At 73.6% G+C, this 18,689-nt stretch carries 15 protein-coding genes; 10 read left to right on the forward strand and 5 right to left on the reverse strand.

Going from position 1 to position 18,689, the window contains the following annotated elements; translation table 11 throughout:
* Nucleotides 1-61 precede the first annotated feature (61 nt).
* A complete protein-coding gene (locus ABZS58_RS12335; RefSeq protein WP_354780523.1) occupies nucleotides 62-880 on the forward strand; it encodes an alpha/beta fold hydrolase in 819 nt (272 codons plus the stop codon).
* A 22-nt stretch (nucleotides 881-902) separates the two neighbouring features.
* Nucleotides 903-1,691 (forward strand): SDR family oxidoreductase, encoded by a 789-nt coding sequence (locus ABZS58_RS12340; protein WP_354780525.1) that lies wholly within the window; start codon nucleotides 903-905, stop codon nucleotides 1,689-1,691.
* Here ABZS58_RS12340 and ABZS58_RS12345 read toward each other — a convergent pair.
* A complete protein-coding gene (locus tag ABZS58_RS12345; RefSeq protein ID WP_354780527.1) occupies nucleotides 1,678-4,386 on the reverse strand; it encodes an AAA family ATPase in 2,709 nt (902 codons plus the stop codon). The genes ABZS58_RS12340 and ABZS58_RS12345 overlap by 14 nt on opposite strands.
* On the opposite strand from ABZS58_RS12345, the gene ABZS58_RS12350 reads away from it, so the two are divergent.
* Nucleotides 4,283-7,654, forward strand: coding sequence for an AAA family ATPase (locus ABZS58_RS12350; protein WP_354780529.1), 3,372 nt, complete (start codon nucleotides 4,283-4,285; stop codon nucleotides 7,652-7,654). The genes ABZS58_RS12345 and ABZS58_RS12350 overlap by 104 nt on opposite strands.
* Nucleotides 7,655-7,734: 80 nt before the next feature.
* On the opposite strand, the gene ABZS58_RS12355 is transcribed toward ABZS58_RS12350, so the two are convergent.
* Nucleotides 7,735-8,373: a hypothetical protein gene (locus tag ABZS58_RS12355; protein ID WP_354780531.1), complete on the reverse strand. Its 639-nt coding sequence runs from the start codon at nucleotides 8,371-8,373 to the stop codon at nucleotides 7,735-7,737.
* A 33-nt stretch (nucleotides 8,374-8,406) separates the two neighbouring features.
* Nucleotides 8,407-8,922 (reverse strand): DinB family protein, encoded by a 516-nt coding sequence (locus ABZS58_RS12360; protein WP_354780533.1) that lies wholly within the window; start codon nucleotides 8,920-8,922, stop codon nucleotides 8,407-8,409.
* A 178-nt stretch (nucleotides 8,923-9,100) separates the two neighbouring features.
* Here ABZS58_RS12360 and pgm point away from each other — a divergent pair, with 178 nt between their 5' ends.
* Nucleotides 9,101-10,732 carry a phosphoglucomutase (alpha-D-glucose-1,6-bisphosphate-dependent) gene (pgm, locus tag ABZS58_RS12365; protein WP_354780535.1) on the forward strand — a complete coding sequence of 544 codons (1,632 nt, stop codon included), beginning with the start codon at nucleotides 9,101-9,103 and terminating at the stop codon, nucleotides 10,730-10,732.
* A gap of 45 nt (nucleotides 10,733-10,777) precedes the next feature.
* Here pgm and ABZS58_RS12370 read toward each other — a convergent pair whose 3' ends face one another.
* Entirely contained in the window at nucleotides 10,778-11,404 is a 627-nt protein-coding gene (locus tag ABZS58_RS12370) for an adenylate kinase (protein ID WP_354780537.1), read from the reverse strand.
* A 172-nt stretch (nucleotides 11,405-11,576) separates the two neighbouring features.
* Entirely contained in the window at nucleotides 11,577-11,954 is a 378-nt protein-coding gene (locus tag ABZS58_RS12375; RefSeq protein ID WP_354780539.1) for an FKBP-type peptidyl-prolyl cis-trans isomerase, read from the reverse strand.
* 159 nt (nucleotides 11,955-12,113) lie between these two features.
* Between ABZS58_RS12375 and ABZS58_RS12380 the strand changes: the two genes are divergently transcribed.
* The 6 genes from ABZS58_RS12380 to ABZS58_RS12405 all read left to right on the forward strand — a co-directional run bounded on the left by ABZS58_RS12380 (nucleotide 12,114) and on the right by ABZS58_RS12405 (nucleotide 17,771).
* Nucleotides 12,114-12,689 (forward strand): hypothetical protein, encoded by a 576-nt coding sequence (locus ABZS58_RS12380; protein WP_354780541.1) that lies wholly within the window; start codon nucleotides 12,114-12,116, stop codon nucleotides 12,687-12,689.
* Between the two features lie 58 nt (nucleotides 12,690-12,747).
* On the forward strand, nucleotides 12,748-13,338 hold the full coding sequence (locus ABZS58_RS12385) for a hypothetical protein (RefSeq protein ID WP_354780543.1): 591 nt from the start codon (nucleotides 12,748-12,750) through the stop codon (nucleotides 13,336-13,338).
* 52 nt (nucleotides 13,339-13,390) lie between these two features.
* Nucleotides 13,391-13,978: a hypothetical protein gene (locus ABZS58_RS12390; protein WP_354780545.1), complete on the forward strand. Its 588-nt coding sequence runs from the start codon at nucleotides 13,391-13,393 to the stop codon at nucleotides 13,976-13,978.
* A 206-nt stretch (nucleotides 13,979-14,184) separates the two neighbouring features.
* Nucleotides 14,185-15,582: a sigma 54-interacting transcriptional regulator gene (locus ABZS58_RS12395; protein WP_354780547.1), complete on the forward strand. Its 1,398-nt coding sequence runs from the start codon at nucleotides 14,185-14,187 to the stop codon at nucleotides 15,580-15,582.
* A 4-nt stretch (nucleotides 15,583-15,586) separates the two neighbouring features.
* Nucleotides 15,587-17,539, forward strand: a complete 1,953-nt coding sequence (locus ABZS58_RS12400) for a hypothetical protein (RefSeq protein ID WP_354780549.1) — start codon at nucleotides 15,587-15,589, stop codon at nucleotides 17,537-17,539.
* A 76-nt stretch (nucleotides 17,540-17,615) separates the two neighbouring features.
* Complete coding sequence (locus tag ABZS58_RS12405) at nucleotides 17,616-17,771, forward strand: DUF6131 family protein (protein ID WP_203853177.1); 156 nt, start codon at nucleotides 17,616-17,618, stop codon at nucleotides 17,769-17,771.
* The last annotated feature ends 918 nt before the right edge of the window (nucleotides 17,772-18,689 follow it).

The following is an 18,689-nucleotide window of genomic DNA, read 5'->3' on the forward strand; positions in this document are numbered from 1 at the left end:
CGCCCGCCGTGGTGTCCTGGGGTGGCCGGCGGCTGGCGCCGGGCCCGATCGGGAGGCGATCATGAGCACGCGACGACCCGTCCTGTTCATCCACGGACTCTGGCTGCACGCCACCTCGTGGGACCTGTGGATCGAGGCGTTCGAGCAGGCCGGCTACGCGGCCTCCGCACCGGGCTGGCCGGGCGACCCGGCGACGGTCGCGGAGGCGCGGGCCAACCCGGAGAGCATCGCCGACCACGGCATCGACGACGTCGTCACGCACTACGCGACGATCATCAAGGGGCTGGACGAGAAGCCGATCCTGGTCGGGCACTCCTTCGGCGGGATGATCGCCCAGAAGCTCCTCGGGCAGGACCTCGCCGCCGCCGCGATCGCGATCGACGCCGCGCAGATCAAGGGCGTCCTGCCGCTGCCGCTGTCGGCGTTGCGGGCCACCCTGCCGGTGTTCAAGAACCCCGCGAACCGGCACCGGTCCGTGTCGCTGACGGCGGAGCAGTTCCGGTACGCGTTCGGCAACGCCGTCACACCGGAGGAGTCCGACGAGCTGTTCGAGCGGTGGACCATCCCGGCGCCCGGCAAGCCGCTGTTCGAGGCGGCCGCGGCGAACTTCGACCCGCACTCGCCGGCCAAGGTGGACACCGCCAACGAGCTGCGCGGACCGCTGCTGCTCATGATGGGCGGCAAGGACCACACCGTGCCCGAGGCGGTCACGCGCGCCACGCTGAAGCAGTACCGGCACTCCAGCGCGATCACCGAGATCATGGACTTCCCGGACCGGGCGCACTCCCTGACGATCGACAGCGGCTGGCGCGAGGTCGCCGACGCGGCCCTGGCATGGCTGGACACGCACGCCGACGCGATCGCCCGGTCGGGCTCATGAAGACGCCTGCGAGGAGGTGGCCGTGGACCTGCACCTGACCGGCAAGGTCGCGGTCGTCACCGGGGCCAGCCGGGGCATCGGCCTGGCCGTCGTGCGGGCGCTGGCCGCCGAAGGGGTGCGGGTGGTGGCCGGCGCCAGGAACGTCGGCGGTGACCTGGCCGAGCTGTCCGAGGACGGCGCCGTGCGGCCGGTCGCGGTGGACCTGGCCACCGTGGACGGACCGGCCCGGCTCATCGACGCCGCCGTCGAGGCGTTCGGCCGCATCGACCTGCTCGTCAACAACGTCGGCGCGGTACGTCCGCGTCCGGGCGGCTTCCTGGACATCCCGGACGAGGCGTGGGCCGAGACCCTGAACATCAACTTCCTCGCCCACGTCCGGACCGTCCGGGCCGCGTGGCCGCACCTGTGCGCCACCGGCAACGCCGCCGTCGTCACGATCGCGTCGGTCAACGCGGCCCTGCCCGACCCGCTCGTCATCGACTACAGCGCGGCGAAGGCGGCCCTGGTCAACTTCTCCAAGGCGCTGTCGAAGGAGGGAGGCCCGAAGGGCGTGCGGTGCAACACGATCAGCCCCGGGCCGGTCAGCACCGACCTGTGGCTCGGCGACGGCGGCGTCGCCGCCACCCTCGCCCGTGACCGGGGCGGCGACCCCGGGCAGATCGCGGAGGGGGCCGCACGGCAGTCGGTGACCGGGCGGTTCACCGAGCCGGAGGAGGTCGCGGCGCTGGTGCTGTACCTCGCCGGTGACCTGGCCGCCAACGTGACCGGCGCCAACTTCGCCGTCGACGGGGGCCTGCTCACCAGTCTGTGAGGTCACCGACGATCGGGGGCAGCTGAGCCCGGGCGGTGATCCCGAGCTTGGGGAAGATGTTGTGCAGGTGGGTGCTGACCGTGCGGTGCGAGAGGTACAGGGCCTGACCGATCTCCCGGTTGGTCATGCCCTGCGCCGCCAGCTGGGCGATCTGCAGCTCCTGCGGGGTGAGCTCGGCACGGCCGGTCGCGGGGCGGGCGCGGCTGGTCTCGCCGGCGGCCCGCAGCTCCTGCCCGGCCCGCTCCGCCCAGGGCGCGGCACCCAGCGCGTCGAAGGCGCTGCGGGCGGCCCGCAACGGTGCCCGCGACGCGACGGTCCTGCGCTGCCGGCGCAGCCATTGGCCGTACGCGAGCTGGATCCGGGCCCGCGAGAACACCCACCTGCCCGTCTCACCGGCGAGCGCGGCACGGAACAACGCCTCCGCGTGGTCGTCGTCGGCGAGCACGGCCCGGGCATAGCGCAGGCCGGCGTGCAGGGCCGGCGACGAGCTCCGCCGCCCCGCCGCCTCGAGGTCGGCGACCACGGCGCACACCTCGTCCCGGTGCCCACTGTGGGCGGCCGCCTCGACCAGGTCGATCAGGGCCGTGCAGCGCAGCCCGGCGTGGAATGCCGGGTCGGCCGGCTCGTGCATCCGGCACAGCTCGCCATACGCGTCCGCGTACCGCCCGTCGGCCAGCGCGCCGCGCCCCCGGGCGAGCTGGACCATCGCCAGCACCGGCCGCACGGCCGCGACGACGCCACGCCGCTCGGTCTCGTCCGCCAGCGCCGCCGCCCGGTCCGCCTGCCCACCCAGCGCGGCCAGCACCGCCGCCGCCGCTCCGGCGATGCCGTGGTACAGCGGCTGCGACGTCTCCAGGGCCAGCCGGCCGGCCTCCTCGGCGGCGGGGACACCCGCGCTCAGGTCGCCCTGGACCGCCGCGTACCAGGCCATCGCGGCGAGGGCCCGGGTCAGGGACCCCAGACGGCCCTGTGCCCGCAGGTCCGGGACCGAGGCCGTGGAGCACAGCTCCGCGAGGTCGAAGGCGCCGACGACGGTCGCCGCGGCGCCGAGCTGACGCAGCGTCTGCGCTTCGGCCCCGGCGTGGGCGGCGAACCCCCGCAGGCCGTCGATCACGACCGAACCCCGCTCGACCGGCGCCGCGAACGCGAGGATGGTCAGCCGCTCCGGATGATCCGCTGCGACCGGCAGGGACTCCGTCACCTCCACCACGCGGCGGACGGCGTCGGCGTCGGCACCGGAGAAGAAGCAGCGCAGCGCCGCACTGGTGAGCAGGCGCATGGCGAGCCGGAGGCCGTCGTCGTGCCGGGCCAGCCGGGCGGCGACCTCGGCCAGCGCGGCCGGCCCGGTCTTCTGGTCCCGCAGACCGTCGCCGAAACTCGACTGGACCCACAGCCGCCTCGCCTGCTGGACGAACGACAGGCTCCCCGTGGCGACCTCCTGCAGCAGCGCGCCGACGATGTCGTGCCTGCCCAGCTCGACCGCCAGCTCGGCGGCGCGCAACAGCCGGTCGGTGCGGCGGACGGGATCGACCGTCAGCTGGCCGGAGCGTTGCAGCGCCGCGACCGCGGGGACCACGGCACCGCGGCGCTGCGCGTCGGTCGCCGCCTGCTCCAGGTCGTCCGCCACGGCGTCGTCCGGGGCATGGGACGCCCCGGCGCGATGCCACACCCAGCGGTCGCCCTGCCCGCGGACGGCATCGGCCAGGGCGGCGTGCGCCGCGAGGCGCTCGGCGGGCGTCGCCCGCTGCTGGATCGCCGAACGCATCAGCGGATGCCGGAAGCGGATGCTCGCCCGGTCCAGGTCGACCAGCCCGGCGGCGATCGCGGGCGTCAGGTCGTGCACCGTCACCGCACCACCGATGACGACCGCGGCGGCGTCCATCGCCTCGGCCAGCGCGTCGCCGTCGTTGACCGCCGCGACCAGCAGCAGCGCCTGCGCCGGGCCGGGCAGCCCGGACACCCGCGCCGCGAACGCCTCCTCCAGCCTGGCGGTCAGCGCACCGGTGCCCAGCTCCCGGGTGTCGATCGGCAGCTCGACCAGCGCCAGCGGATTGCCGGCCGCCTCGTCCAGCAGCTGCCGCCGCAGCCCGGCCGGCAGCCCCGGCGCCCGCGCGTCCACGAGGGCTGCCGCCGCCGCGTCGTCCAGGCGCTCCAGGCGCAGCTGCTCGAGCCCGGTGTCGAACGGGCCGGCGTAGCCCTCCCGCATCGCCGCCAGCAGCACGATCGGGTCGGAGCCCAGGCGGCGGGCGACGAACGTGAGGGCGTCGGCGCTGGGCGCGTCCAGCCAGTGCGCGTCCTCCACGACGAGCAGCGCACCGGACTCCGCGGCCGCCTCACCGAGCAGGTTGAGCACCGCCAGCGCGATGAGGAACAGGTCCGGCGCGGCGCCGTGCGCCATGCCGAACGCCGTCAGGACGGCCTCCCGCTGCGGACCCGGCAGGTCCGCGGCCCGGCCGAGCACGGGCCGGATCAGCTGGTGCAGCCCGGCGAACGGCAGCCGCGCCTCCGCCTCGGTGCCGGCGGCCGACAGCACCAGCAGACCTTCGTCGCCGGCCGCCGCCAGGGCCTGCCGCAGCAGCGCCGACTTGCCGATGCCGGCCTCACCGCGCACCACCAGCGCACCACCGCCGCGGCGCGCCGAGGTGACGAACCCGGCCAGGCGCCGCGACTCCCGCTCACGACCGAACAGCGTCATTCCTCATCCGCTTCTGCCGAGGACCACCCCGCACCGGCACCGAAGCGTAGACCGTCACGTGACGTATGGAGACCCCCGTCCGCGACCGCCTACGGTACGTAGCGTGATCGCGCCGTCGTTGGCACCAGCCGGGTCCGCATCGCCGCCGTTGCACGGACGGGAGCAGGAGCGCGTGGCCGTCGACGAACTCGTCGCGGCCGTCCGGACGGGCGCGGGCGCGGGCGCCGGTGCGGGCTCGGGTGCGTCGCTCGTGCTCGTCGGTGAGGCCGGGATCGGCAAGACCCGGCTGCTGGAGCACGCGGCGGCGGCCGCCGCGGACCTTCAGGTCGCCCGGGTCGCCGGGGTCGAGCCGGAGCACCGGCTGGCGTACGCCGGGCTGCATCGGCTGCTCCGGCCGTTCCTCGGCCGGATGGACCGGCTGCCCGGACCGCAGCGCGCGGCCCTCGCCGGGGCGTTCGGCCTGGCCGCCGGGTCCACCGTGGACTTCTTCCTGATCGGCCTCGCCACCCTCGCCCTGCTCGCCGACGGCCTGCCGCTGCTCTGCCTCGTCGACGACGCCCAGTGGCTGGACCGCGAGACCCTGGCCGTGCTGGCCTTCGTGTCCCGGCGCCTGGACGCGGACGGCGTCGGCCTGCTGATCGCCGCCCTGGACGAGCCGGATCCGGCCCGCGAGCTGGACGGCCTGCCGACCCTCGCGATCACCGGACTGCCGGACGCGGCCGCCCGCGACCTCCTGGCCCGGACCGCGCCCGGGCCGGTCGCGCCGGCGGTCGCCGACCGGATCGTCGCCGGGACCGGGGGCAACCCGCTCGCGCTGATCGAGCTGACCGTCCGGCTGTCCGGGGACCAGCTCGCCGGCGGCGCCCCGCTGCCCGATCCGCTGCCGCTGCACCGCCGCATGGAGGTGTACCTGCTGCGGAAGGTCCGCCGGCTGCCGGCCGCCACGCAGTCGCTGCTCCTCGTCGTCGCCGCGACCGGCACACGGTCGCCGTTGGCCGGCGTCGCGGCGGCCCAATTGCCGTTGGGCGGCGTCACGGCGGCACGGTCGCCGTTGGGTAGCGCTGTGGCGGCCCAATCGCCGTTGGGTGGCGCTGTGGCGGCACGGTCGCCGTTGGGTGGCGCTGTGGCGGCACGGTCGCCGTTGGGTGGCGCTGTGGCGGCACGGTCGCCGTTGGGTGGCGCTGTGGCGGCACAGTTGCCGTTCGGTGGCGCTGTGGCGGCACAGTTGCCGTTCGGTGGCGTCGCGGCGGCACAACCGCCCTTGGGTGGCGCTGTGGCGGACCGGTCGCCGATCGCTGGCGGTGCGGCGGTGCGGTCGCCGTTCGGTGGTGGTGCTGCGGCGTCCGCTCCGCAGGACGACGTGGAGCTGTGGCGCGCAGCGGCCCGGCTCGGCCTGCCACCCGACGCGGCCGACCCGGCGATCGCCGACGGCATCCTGACCACGGCCCACGGCATCGCCTTCCGACACCCCCTGATGCGTTCCGCGGTCCACGACGCCGCACCGCCGGCCGAGCGGCGCAGGGTGCACGCGGCACTGGCCGAGGCGACCGACCGGGACACCAACCCGGACCGCCGGGCCTGGCACCTCGCCCAGGCGACCGCGGGCCTCGACGAGAGCGTCGCCGGCGAACTCGGACGCGCCGCGCTGCAGGCCCGCGTCAGCGGCGGCCACGCGTCCCTGGCGAGGTTCCTGTCCCGCGCCGCCGACCTGACCCCAGACCCCCGGCCCCGGGCCCGCCGCCTGCTCGCGGCCGCGGGCGCGCACCTCGCCGCAGACGACCCCGCCGCGGCGCGGCGGCGTCTCGCGCAGGCCACGCCGGCCCTGCACACGCCCGTCCTGCGGGCGACCGCGCTCCGGCTGCGGGCCGCGCTGGACCGGCTCGGCGGCGGGGTCGCGAACATGACACCGGCGGCGATGCTGGCGGTCGCCGAGGACACCGACCTGCCCGACGACCTGCGCCACGGCGCCCTGTACGAGGCGCTCGTCGCCGCGATCGTGGCCGGCCGGCACACCGCCGGCACGACCCGCACCGAGGTGGCCCGCGCCGCGCTGCGCGCAGCCGGGCGCGGCGACGGCCCGGCCACCACGGTGCGCCTGCTCGTCGAAGCCCTGGCCACGCGCCTCGCCGTCGGATACGTCCCGGCGGTGCCGCGCCTGCGCGCCGCGGCGACGGCCGTGCACGCCGAGCGGGACCTGACCCCCGTCGGGCCCTTCTCCCTGGCGGGTCACCACCTCATCGCCGAGGACCTGTGGGACGACGCGGGCTTCCTCGCGGGCCTGCGGCACACCGAGGCGCTCGCCAGGCAGCGCGGCGCGCCGCAGACCGTCATCGCCCAGCTGATCGGCCTGGCGACGGCCGCCACCTGGTCCGGTGACCTCGAGCGCGCCGCCGCCTGGCACGCCGAGGCCGCCGAGACGGGCAACCTCATCGGAGGCCCGGCCGGCGACACGTCGTGCCAGGTCGAACTCCTGGCGTGGCGCGGCCTCGAAGGACCGGCCAGGACCGCCGCCGACACCGCGATCACGGTCTGGGAGGCGCAGCGCGGGTTCGGCTCCCTCGGCGACAACGCCCGCAACTCGCTGGCGATCCTGGAGCTCGGCCTCGGCCGGTACGCCGACGCGCTGGAACACCTGCGGCCGGCCTTCCGCGACGACGGCATCATCCACGGCAACCGCATGCTGCCGAACCTCATCGAGGCGGCCGTCCGCGCCGGAGATCCCGGGACCGCCCAGGCCGCGCTCGCCCGCCTGAGCGAGCGGGCCACCGCCAGCGGCACCCCATGGGCCCTGGGCGTGCTGGCCCGCTCCCGCGCGCTGCTGGCCGCCGACACCGAGGCCGAGGCGCTCTACCACCAGGCGGCCGGGCACCTCACCGGCACGACCCTCGCCACCGAGCTCGCCCGCACCCACCTCCTGCACGGCGAATGGCTGCGCCGCCGCAAGCGCCGCACCGAGGCGAGGGCGGCGTTGCGGACCGCGCACGACGCCTTCGTGGCCATGGGCGCGGGTGCCTTCGCCGACCGGGCCCGCACCGAGCTGTCGGCGACCGGTCAGCGGGCCCGTGCTCGCACCGACGCGGCCGCCCGGGAACTGACCCCGCAGGAGAGCCAGGTCGCGGCCCTCGCCGCCCAGCGCGCGACCAACGCGGAGATCGCCACCCGCCTGTTCATCACCACCTCCACCGTCGAGTACCACCTCAACAAGATCTTCCGGAAGCTCGACGTCACCTCCCGGCGGCACCTCACCCAGGCGCTCGACCGGACCTGACGCCGCCGCTCAGACGGGCCTCCCGGGCCGGGACCGTGCGCACCACCCGGGCGAAGCCGTCTGGTGGGTCGCCGTGATGCTCACCCGTTGACGGTCAGCCAGACGGTGACCTGGTCGTGCTGGGTGGCGCGGTCTTCCCAGAAGGCGTTGACGGACGGCTGAGCGCGCAGCTCGCGCAGGTGGGCGGCCGGGTGCGGGGCGGGGAGCAGAGCGGCCCATGCAGCGAGGAACGGGGTGATGTCATCGACGGCGTTGCCGAGGGCGCAGAGGACGTCGTCGGCGAAGAAGGTCGATGACGCCGGGTCGGTGGTGAGGGTGTCGTGCCAGAGGGCGTCGAGGAAGCCCCGGACGGCTGCCTGTTCGGAAGGGGCCCACGTCGTCCAGCCGGTGTGGCGGAGGCGGCTGAGGAACGGCTCGATCGTCGGGTAGGCCATGAAGTCGGCGTCCGGGCCGCCGAACCCCTCGGTGACGCTGACTTCGAGCAGCCGGGGCAGGAAGTGCCGGAAGTCGCCGGCCGAGCCGACCGTGAACGGCACTCCCACCGCGTACGGGGCAAGGGCCAGCGCCGGCAGCGATCGCAGCGGGACAGGTTGCAGCAGTGCCGAAGCGTCGGACGGCAGCCAGCAGCACGGGCAGCCGTCGACGGACGCCGGGCGGGGGACGGCACCGAAGACCTCGTACAGCGTGTCGATCGCTGAGGCGAGGCCGCTGCGGTGCACGGCGGCCACGATAGTCGTGGCGGCGGGGTGGCGTCAGCCGGTTTCGCCGTCGATGCGTTGGCGGAGCAGGTCGGCGTGGCCGTTGTGGCGGGCGTACTCCTGGATGAGGTGCAGGTAGACGGCGCGCAGGGACATCGGGCCGCGCTGGCGGTCCTCGAAGGCGTCGTCCAGGGCGGCGCCGGCGACCGCGACGCGGGACGACTGCCACTGCGCGATCAGGCGGCCGTAGTCCTCTTCCGCGGTCGTGGCCGAGGCTTCGTCGAAGGCGGCGTCGGCCGCGTCGGCGCGGCGGTACAGGAACGGGACCGGGGTGCCGCGGAAGCGGCCGTGGAACCATTCCCGCTCGACGTCGGTGACGTGGCGCAGCAGGCCGAGCAGCGACAGCATCGACGGGGGAGTGGAGCGCTGGACGAGTTCCTCACCCGTGAGGCCGGTGCACTTGCCGACCAGGACGGCGCGTTGCCAGTCGAGGAACCCTTCGAGCAGGGTTCGCTCATCAGCGACGAGCGAACCCCCGAACGGCGGTGCTGCGGGCGCGGTCCACGTCATGCGCGGATCATGTCATGCGACGGCGACGTGGGCGTCGGTGATCGCCAGGCCCCGGTGCGAGTCGTCGCCTCGCCGGGGTGAGAGGGGGCATCGATGCGCGGGAGTGTAACGGCGGATTGTTTCCGCCGATGGCCCAGTCGTGTCGCACCGGCATGGGCGACGTGGCAACGTATGCGGTATGTCCGTCCATCCCCGTGCTGGCACTCCGGCGCAGCGTTCCGACCTCGTCGACGTCCCGCGACTCATCACCAGTTACTACGCCGAGCACCCCGACGTGTCCGACCCCGCGCAGCAGGTCGCGTTCGGCACGTCCGGGCACCGCGGGTCGAGCCTGCGCCGCTCGTTCAACGAGGACCACATCGTCGCGGTGAGCCAGGCGATCTGTGAGTACCGGGCGGCCCAGGGGTACACGGGACCGCTCTTCGTCGGCAAGGACACCCACGCCCTGTCGGAGCCGGCGACGGTCAGCGCCCTCGAGGTGTTCGCCGCCAACGGGGTGCAGGTGCTCATCGACAGCCGCGACGGGTACACGCCGACGCCCGCCCTGTCGCACGCGATCCTCACCCACCGGCACCTGGGCGCGGACGGGGTCGTGGTGACCCCGTCGCACAACCCGCCGGAGGACGGCGGGTTCAAGTACAACCCGCCGCACGGCGGGCCCGCCGACACCGACGTCACGAAGTGGATCCAGGACCGGGCCAACGCGATCCTGGCCGGCGGCCTCAAAGACGTCCGGCGGATCCCTTATGCGCAGGCGTTGAGCAAGGACACCACCGGGCGGTTCGACTTCCTCGCCGCGTACGTCGACGACCTGCCGTCCGTCATCGACATCTCGGCGATCGCCGACGCCCGGGTCCGGATCGGTGCCGACCCGCTCGGCGGTGCGAGCGTCGCGTACTGGGGCGCCATCGCCGAACGGCACAAGCTGGACCTGACCGTCGTCAACCCGGACGTCGACCCGACGTTCGGGTTCATGACCCTCGACTGGGACGGCAAGATCCGCATGGACTGCTCGTCGCCGAACGCGATGGCGTCGCTGATCGGCAAGCGCGCCGAGTATCAGGTCGCGACCGGCAACGACGCGGACGCGGACCGGCACGGGATCGTCACCCCCGACGCGGGCCTGATGAACCCCAACCACTTCCTCGCCGTCGCCATCCAGTACCTGTTCAGCAACAGGGACGGCTGGGCGAAGGACGCGGCGATCGGCAAGACGCTCGTGTCGTCGTCGATGATCGACCGGGTCGCGGCGGACCTCGGCCGCACCCTCATCGAGGTCCCTGTCGGCTTCAAGTGGTTCGTGCCGGGGCTGCTGGACGGCTCCGTCGGGTTCGGCGGTGAGGAGAGCGCCGGGGCGTCGTTCCTGCGCCGCAACGGCGACGTGTGGACCACCGACAAGGACGGGCTGCTGCTGTGCCTGCTCGCCGCGGAGATCATCGCGACGACGGGCCGGTCGCCGAGCGAGCACTACGCGGACCTCGTCGCGCGGCACGGCGCGCCAGCCTACGCGCGGATCGACGTCGCGTCGACCCGTGAGGAGAAGGCGGTGCTGGGCAAGCTGTCGCCGGAGCAGGTGACGGCCACGGACCTGGCCGGCGAGCCGATCACGGCGAAGCTGACCGCCGCGCCCGGCAACGGCGCCGCCCTCGGCGGTCTGAAGGTCGTCACGGCGTCCGGCTGGTTCGCGGCGCGGCCGTCCGGGACCGAGGACGTCTACAAGGTCTACGCGGAGTCGTTCCAGGGCCCCGAGCACCTGGAGCGCATCCAGCAGGAGGCCCGCGGCGTCGTCTCGGCCGCGCTGTCCGGCTGAAACGACGGAAGGGCCCGGCTGTGCCGGGCCCTTCCGGACGAACGCTTACGCGGCGGCGGCGCGGGTCGCGGCCGGCCGCTGCTTGAACGCCCGCTGCAGCTGGACCACGATCGACCAGGTCACCTCGCCGACCGGGCGGGCGCCGTTGACCTGGATGAGCAGCTCACGCTGCTGGTAATAGTCCAGCAGGGGGCGCGTCTTCTCCTCATACACCTTGATGCGGTGCTTGATCACGTCGACGGTGTCGTCGGCGCCGCGGGCCCGGGCCAGCATCCGCCGGGTCAGCTCGTCCTCGGGCACCTCGAGGTGGATCGCGATCTGCACGCCGACACCCAGGTCACCGGCGGTGCGATAGGCCGCCTCGGCCTGCTCGACGGTGCGCGGGAAACCGTCCAGGACGTAACCGCCGGCGGCGTTCGCCGCGAGGACCGGCTTGCGGAGCATGTCCATGATGATCGAGTCGGGGACCAGCTCACCCTTGTTGACGATCCCCTCGACCGTGCGGCCGATCGTCGTGCCCTCGGCGATGTTCTTGCGGAGCAGGTCGCCGCTGGCGATGTGGGTGATGCCGAACTGCTGCGCGATCAGCTGCGCCTGGGTGCCTTTGCCGGCGCCCGGCGCGCCGATCATCAGGATGCGCTTGGCGCGCGGTGCCGCCGACTGCATTGTCATCTGCACACCCCTTTATGGCGTTATGACGTGGTGAAAAAGCGGGCCGGCCGACGCCGATGGTCCAGCATCCCACCTCGATGTCCGAGGCGGGCTGAGTGTCTGCTGTGAATTACCGCATTCCCATCCATGGGTCCGGCCGGGAATACCGGACCCATGGACGGGGAAATCGGACCTACCGGGTGCCGACGAGGTCCACCACGAAGACGAGCGTCTCGCCCGGCTTGATCAGGCCGCCACCGGCGCCCCGGCTGCCGTAGCCCAGGTGCGGCGGGATGACCAGCTTGCGCCGGCCGCCGACCTTCATGCCGGCCACGCCCTGGTCCCATCCGGCGATGACCTGGCCCTGACCGAGGCCGAAGTCGAACGTGCCGCCACGGTTCCACGACGCGTCGAACTCCTTGCCCGTCGACAGGGACACGCCCACGTAGTGGACGCTGACCTGCTGACCGGGGCGGGCCTCCGCGCCGTCACCGACGGTGATGTCCTCGACCACGAGGTCGGCGGGCGGCGGGCCGTCGGGCAGGGTCACGTCGGGCTTGCTGAGCGCCATGCGAAAACTCCTCGGCGGAATCGGTTGCTTGCGGTCACGTGCAGCGTCCATCCTGCCGTACGCGCCGCGAGGTGGCGCGCGACCACCCCGCAAACGGCCCTCTGATGAGCACGGGGTGAGGCTGGACCGGGCACGACGACCGGTCGTACGCTGAGCGTGATGGCGGACGGCGAGCGCCCATGCGCCCCGGTGCGGCAGGCATTCTGGCTGGTCATCGGCGCGCTCACGCTGGCCGCGACGCAAGCGGTCGCGGCCGCGGTCCTCCTTGCCCGCTTCGGCACCACCCACCGCGCGCACGGCACGTGGTCGGTCGCCGAGCAGGCCCAGGTCGACAGCGTCCACGGCCGTCTCGCCGTCGCCGTCATCCTCGGCACCGGCATCGCCGTCCTGCTCGGCGGCGCCGCGCTCGCCGTCCCGCGCCGCACCACCGCCACCCGCACCGCCGTCGCCGGCGCTGCGCTCTTCGCCGGGACCGCGCTCCTGCTCGGCGTCACCCTCGCCGCCGACAACGCGCTGCTCGCCGCCGGCGCCGACGAGCTCGCCGACCTGGAGCAACTGCTGCCGGTCTGGTTCTCCGCGCTGGCCTCCGGCGTCGTCACCGGCGTCATCGTCCTGCTCACCGCCGCGCTGCTGCGCATGGGCCGCGACCCGGCAGTCGACTACTACCACCACCGCGGCCCGGCCGCGCCCTGGCGCGGCTTCACCTCGTGGCACGACATCGTCAACCGGCCCTGATCACGGCTTGATGAACGGGGTCGCCCGCGCCGCGCCGCCGGTCATACGCTGACCGGCGATGACAGACAACCTGCGGCTCGACCCGGCGCCCGCCATCGTGCGCCAGGCGTTCTGGCTCGCCGCCATCGGCTTCCTGCTGGTCCTCGCGAAGACCGCCGCCACCGGGACGCTCGTCGCCGGATTCGGCCGCACGTACGCGGCCGGGGCCGGGGAAGCGTGGACCCCCGGCTTCGACCTGATCGCCGACGAGATCCGCTGGCGTCTGGTCACGGCCCTGGGCGTCGGCGTGGTCCTGACCCTCATGGTCGGCGTCGCCGCCATGGCCGTCGGGCGCCGTGGCGACAGCAGCCGGACGCTCGTCGGGTTCGTTGGGCTCGTCGCGGCCGCCGTGCTCGTGCTCGGCGTGACGTTCAGCCCTGAGAGTGCGATCGCCGCGGACGACGCGGCGTCCCTCGCTTACTACGAGACGCTGGTCCCGGCCTGGTTCCAGACGCTGTCCGCCGTGACGGTCCTCGGCGTCGTCGTGCTGTTCGGCATCGCGTTCCTCCGGATGGGCCGGGCGGCGGCCGCCGACTACTACCAGGACTACGACCCGGCCGCCCGCTGGCGCGGCTTCGGGTCCTGGCTGGACTTCCTCCGGCGCCGCTGACCATCCGCCCGCCCACCCCGGCCCACCGCCGGGCACCACTATCCTGGATGCGATGGCAGACGACGCGCTGATGAGCAGACGCCCGGCTGCCCCCGTCAGGCGGGCGTTCTGGCTGGTCGTCGGCGCCGTCGGCCTGCTCGCCGCGCAGACCCTCGCGGCGGCGGTCCTCCTCGGCCGGTTCGCCGGCGCCTACACCGAGCACGCCCCGTGGAGCATCGGGGAGCAGACGCAGCTGGACAGCATGCACACCCGGCTGGCGCTGACCGTCGTCCTCGGCGCGGGCCTGGCCCTGCTGCTCACGGGGGCGGCGACGGCGATCCCGCGCCGGCACATCGGCACCCGTGTCGTCGTCGGGTCCGCCGCCCTGCTCGCCGGGGTCGTGCTGCTGCTCGGCGTGGTGATCAACCCCGACAACGCGCTGCTCGCCTCGGGCCCCGCCGAGGAGGCGCACCTCTACGAGGTGCTGCCGCTGTGGTTCTCGGTGCTGTCCTCGACCGCGGTCACCGGCGTCCTGGTGGCGCTCGTCGCCGCGTTCGTGCTCCTCGGCCGGGACGCGGCCCACGACTACTACCACTATCACGAGCCGCGGAGCGCCTGGTCCGGCTTCAGCACCTGGTCACAGGTCGCCAGGGGCCGCTGAGCCGAGAGCGTCGAGGATCGCCTCCGCCACGCCCGTCGCACTGGCCGGGTTCTGGCCGGTGACGAGGCGGTCGTCGCGGACCACCCACGGCTGCCACGGCGCCGCCGCGGTGTGCCGCGCGCCGGCCGCCTCGAGGCGCCGCCCGGCTGCTGGAGGAGTTCCGCGCCGTTTCGCCGATGGAAACGTAACCGCGCTACGTTCAGACGGTGACCCAGCCTTTGGACCTGCCCCGCACCGTGGGCGAGCTGCGAGACAGCGGCCACCGGTTCCGCACCGTCAAGCAAGAGCTCCGCGACAATCTGCTGGCGAAGCTCCGCTCCGGTGAGCCCCGCTTCCCCGGCATCGTCGGCTACGAAGACACCGTCCTGCCCGAGCTCGAGCGGGCCATCCTGGCCGGCCACGACCTGGTCCTGCTCGGCGAGCGCGGCCAGGGCAAGACCCGCGTCATCCGCGGCCTCGTGGCACTGCTGGACGAGTGGACCCCCGTCATCGCCGGGTCCGAGCTCAACGAGCACCCGTACGAGCCGATCACGCCCGCGTCGCAGCGCCTCGCCCTCGAAGCCGGCGACGCGCTGCCCGTGGACTGGCTGCACCGCTCGAAGCGCTACGGGGAGAAGCTCGCGACCCCCGACACGTCCGTCGGTGACCTCATCGGCGACGTCGACCCGATCAGGGTCGCGCAGGGCCGCACCCTCGGCGATCCGGAGACCATCCACTTCGGACTCGTCCCGCGCACCAACCGCGGCATCTTCGCCGTCAACGAGCTGCCCGACCTCGCCGAGCGCATCCAGGTGTCGCTGCTCAACGTCCTGGAGGAGCGCGACATCCAGGTCCGCGGCTATCAGCTGCGCCTGCCCCTGGACGTGCTGCTCGTGGCCAGCGCCAACCCCGAGGACTACACCAACCGTGGCCGGATCATCACGCCGCTGAAGGACCGCTTCGGCGCCGAGATCCGCACCCACTACCCCCTGGACCTGGAGCTGGAGACCGACCTGATCCAGCAGGAGGCGCAGCTGGTCGCGCAGGTCCCCGGCCACGTCATCGAGGTCCTCGCCCGCTTCACCCGTGCGGTGCGGGAGTCGCCGGCCGTCGACTCCCGCTCCGGCGTGTCGGCCCGCTTCGCCATCGCGGCGGCGGAGACCGTCGCCGCGTCCGCGCTGCGCCGTGGCGGGCTGCTCGGCGACGACAGTCCCGTCGCCCGGGTGGGTGACACGGTGAGTGTCACCAGCACCCTGCGCGGCAAGGTCGAGTTCGACAGCGGCGAGGAGGGCCGCGAGATCGAGATCCTCGCGCACCTGCTGCGCACCGCCACCGCCGACACGTTCCGGTCCCGGCTCGCCGGCCTGGACCTGTCCGGCTTCACCGACCTCGTCGCCGAAGGAGCCGTCATCGAGACCGGCGAGCTGGCCGGCGCCGACGACATCCTGCAGCAGGTCGGCACCGTGCCGGGCCTGGCGAAGGTCCTGGAGCGGCTCGGGCTCGGCGACGCGCCCAGCCGTGGCGAGGCCGCCGCCGGCATCGAGTTCGTCCTCGAAGGACTGCACCTCACCAGACGGCTGTCCAAGGACCTCACCGAGGACGGCCGCACCGTCTACGGAGGCTGAGCACGTGCGTCACAACAGGTTCCGGTATGGGGCGTGGCGCGGCGGGCCCGACCCGCTCGCCCCGCCCTTCGACGTGCGCGCCGCCGTCGACCAGGTCGGCGCCGAGGTCCTCGAAGGCGGCAGTCTCCGCGACGCGCTGCGCAACCTCCTGCGCAACGGACCGGACGGCGGCCGCGGCCTCGACGACCTCCTCGCCAGGGCCCGGCGGCTGCGGCGGGAGGCGATGCGCCGCGGCGACCTCGACGGCGCCGTCACCCGCGCCCAGCAGCTCCTGGACCAGGCCGTCGCCACCGAACGCGACGCCCTCTCCCAGGTGGATTCCGACGATGCCCGCTTCGCCGAGACACAACTGGCGAACCTGCCCCGGTCCACAGCGAAGGCCGTGGAGGAGCTGTCCGAATACAAATGGACATCGCCGGAGGCGAAGGCGATCTATCAGCAGATCCTCGACCAGCTGCGCGACGAGGTCCTCGGGCAGCGCTTCCAGGGCATGAAGGAGGCGCTGCAGGACCCCGCCATGGCCGCCCGCATGGGGGAGATGCTGCAGGACCTCAACGACCTGCTGGCCAAGCACGCCCGCGGCGAGAACACCGACGACGCGTTCGCGCGGTTCATGGCCCAGCACGGCGACTTCTTCCCCGAGCAGCCCGGCACCGTCGACGAGCTCATCGACGCGCTCGCCCGCCGCGCCGCCGCCGGGGAGCGCCTCATGCGCTCGCTCAGCCCCCAGCAGCGCGCCGAGCTCCAGTCGCTGATGGAGCAGTCCCTCGGCAGCCTCGCCGGGCAGATGGCCGCCCTCACCGACAACCTGCGCTCGCTGCGCCCCGACCTCAACTGGGGCCGCGGCGAGCGGGTCCGCGGCGAGCGCGACCTCGGCTACGGCGAAGCCGCCGGCGCCCTCGAGGAGATCGGCGACCTCGACGACCTCCTCGACCAGCTCGGCCAGGAGCACCCCGGCGCGACCCTCGACGACGTCGACGTCGAGGCGGTGCAGCGGCAGCTCGGCCGGTCCGCGGCCGACGACCTGCGCCGCCTGCGGGAGCTGGAGCAGCAGCTGCGCCGGCAGGGCTGGGTCACCCGCGGCGCCGACGGGCTCACGCTCAGCCCGAAGGCGCTGCGCCGGCTCGGCGGCACCGCGCTGCGGACCGTCTTCGCCGACCTCACCGCCGGCCGCAAGGGCCAGCACGACCTGCGCGACGCCGGCGCCGCGGGCGAGCTCACCGGGGCGTCGCGGCGCTGGCAGTACGGCGACGAGCAACCGATCGACGTCGTCCGGACCATCGGCAACGCGGTCCGCCGCCAGGCCACCGGTGGCACGGCCGTCCTGCCGATCGCGCTGGACGTCGAGGACTTCGAGATCGCCGAGACCGAACGGCGCGTGTCGGCCGCCGTGGCGCTCTGCGTCGACCTGTCCTTCTCGATGATGGCCGACGGCCGGTGGGGCCCGATGAAACAGGCCGCTCTCGCGCTGTCGCACCTCGTCGCGACCCGTTTCCCGCAGGACGCGCTGCAGATCATCGGGTTCGGCCGGTACGCCATGAAGCTGTCCGTCGAGGAGCTCGCCGCCGTCGAACCCGACTATGTGCAGGGCACCAACCTGCAGCACGCCCTGATGCTCGCCGGCCGGCACCTGCGCCGGCACCCGGGCTCCGACCCGGTCGTCCTCGTCGTCACCGACGGCGAGCCGACCGCGCACCTCCTCGAGGACGGCACCTCGCACTTCCAGTGGCCGTCCACCCGGGAGACGGTCAGCTCGACCGTCCACGAGGTCGACCAGCTGACCCGCTACGGCGCCGTCCTCAACGTGTTCATGCTCGGCGAGGACCCCGGCCTGCGCCGCTTCGTCGACGCCGTCGCCCGGCGCAGCGGCGGCCGGGTCTTCACCCCCGACGCCGGTGACCTGGGCCGATACGTCGTCTCCGACTACATCCGCGCCCGCCGGGGCCGCCGCGGGTGATCCGTGTTTCAGATGAGGCGGGGGAGGGGTACCTGAAGAACGTCCATGTAACACCCCTCCTCCCCGGGAGCTGAAGATGATCGTCCTTGGCCTGATCCTGTTCCTGCTCGGGCTCTTCCTGCACGTAGGCATCCTGGAGACGATCGGCATCGTGCTGCTGATCGTGGGCGCGGTGCTCTGGATTCTGGGCGCCGTCGGTCGTCCGCTCGCCGGCCGCCGACACTACTGGTAAGCCCTCGCAAAGCTCCGGATGGCCGGCGGACCCCCGCCGGCCATCGGCGTCTCTGCGTACTTGCGCACTGTGGCCATAAGGCTGTACTTTGATCTGCGGGGCTGCTGAACCCCTCGCATTTCTCCGGATTCTTCTTGCGTGTCCGTCCATTCTTCGGCGACGCGTCCGTGAACAAGCGTGCCCACCTGCAATACCGGCACCAATTCGTTTGGATGCGAAAGATTCTTCGAGCCGGGACGGGAAGCGGCGAATTCCCGGACATTGATCGCTAGGACCGGCCGCTCCGACCTCCGATGATGTTGGCTGATCCCGTGTGAATGATCACGCGGGCCGCCCGATCAGGAGGATCGCATGGGCACAGCGGACACGGAAAGCCCGCACCGCTCCGGGACCGTCATCACCATCGCCGCGCTCGCTGCGGTCTTCGGGCTCGCGGCCCTGGCCGTCGTCCGGGGGCTCGGGCCCGTCGAGGTCACCGCGCTCGTCGTGGCCGGCACCGCCGCCGCGGAACGCCTGGTCCGGCACTGCCGGCGAAACGCCCGAACGCGGCAGTGGGGGCCTCCCGCTGCAACGAGAGACCCCCGTCCCCAGATCGCTGAACCCTCGAGAAGGCCCGACCGGGAGCTCAACGGTCGCTCGCGTGACCGTAGCGTTACCGAATGCGGAGACGTTACCTCATTGTTGTCATCGCATCCAGGTCCTGACGGCGGGGTTCGGCCCGAGGTCAGGCCAGTGACGCCCGCCGATGCGGTCGGTGACGGTGGCACTGTCGCCGCTGGTCGGCGCCGTACGGCTCGCCCCGCCTCCACCGCCCGGCCGACCCGCCGCTGACCCCCGGCCGGTCCGGGACGGAATGCCGCGATATCGAGCGGCGACGATCTGTCGGCAATCCGGGCTGTCGTATCAGTGGCGAACACC

Source organism: Dactylosporangium sp. NPDC005555, from assembly GCF_040605635.1.
In the GTDB taxonomy this organism is placed as follows: domain Bacteria; phylum Actinomycetota; class Actinomycetes; order Mycobacteriales; family Micromonosporaceae; genus Dactylosporangium.

Bases quoted from the DNA above. Each gene is read 5' to 3' on its own strand.
- pgm (WP_354780535.1), top strand. From the start codon at position 9,101: ATGTCCGTCCATCCCCGTGCTGGCACTCCGGCGCAGCGTTCCGACCTC.
- ABZS58_RS12370 (WP_354780537.1), bottom strand. From the start codon at position 11,404: ATGACAATGCAGTCGGCGGCACCGCGCGCCAAGCGCATCCTGATGATC.
- ABZS58_RS12380 (WP_354780541.1), top strand. From the start codon at position 12,114: ATGGCGGACGGCGAGCGCCCATGCGCCCCGGTGCGGCAGGCATTCTGG.
- ABZS58_RS12390 (WP_354780545.1), top strand. From the start codon at position 13,391: ATGGCAGACGACGCGCTGATGAGCAGACGCCCGGCTGCCCCCGTCAGG.
- ABZS58_RS12385 (WP_354780543.1), top strand. From the start codon at position 12,748: ATGACAGACAACCTGCGGCTCGACCCGGCGCCCGCCATCGTGCGCCAG.
- ABZS58_RS12345 (WP_354780527.1), bottom strand. From the start codon at position 4,386: ATGACGCTGTTCGGTCGTGAGCGGGAGTCGCGGCGCCTGGCCGGGTTC.
- ABZS58_RS12360 (WP_354780533.1), bottom strand. From the start codon at position 8,922: ATGACGTGGACCGCGCCCGCAGCACCGCCGTTCGGGGGTTCGCTCGTC.
- ABZS58_RS12405 (WP_203853177.1), top strand. From the start codon at position 17,616: ATGATCGTCCTTGGCCTGATCCTGTTCCTGCTCGGGCTCTTCCTGCAC.
- ABZS58_RS12375 (WP_354780539.1), bottom strand. From the start codon at position 11,954: ATGGCGCTCAGCAAGCCCGACGTGACCCTGCCCGACGGCCCGCCGCCC.
- ABZS58_RS12350 (WP_354780529.1), top strand. From the start codon at position 4,283: ATGCCGGCCTCACCGCGCACCACCAGCGCACCACCGCCGCGGCGCGCC.
- ABZS58_RS12335 (WP_354780523.1), top strand. From the start codon at position 62: ATGAGCACGCGACGACCCGTCCTGTTCATCCACGGACTCTGGCTGCAC.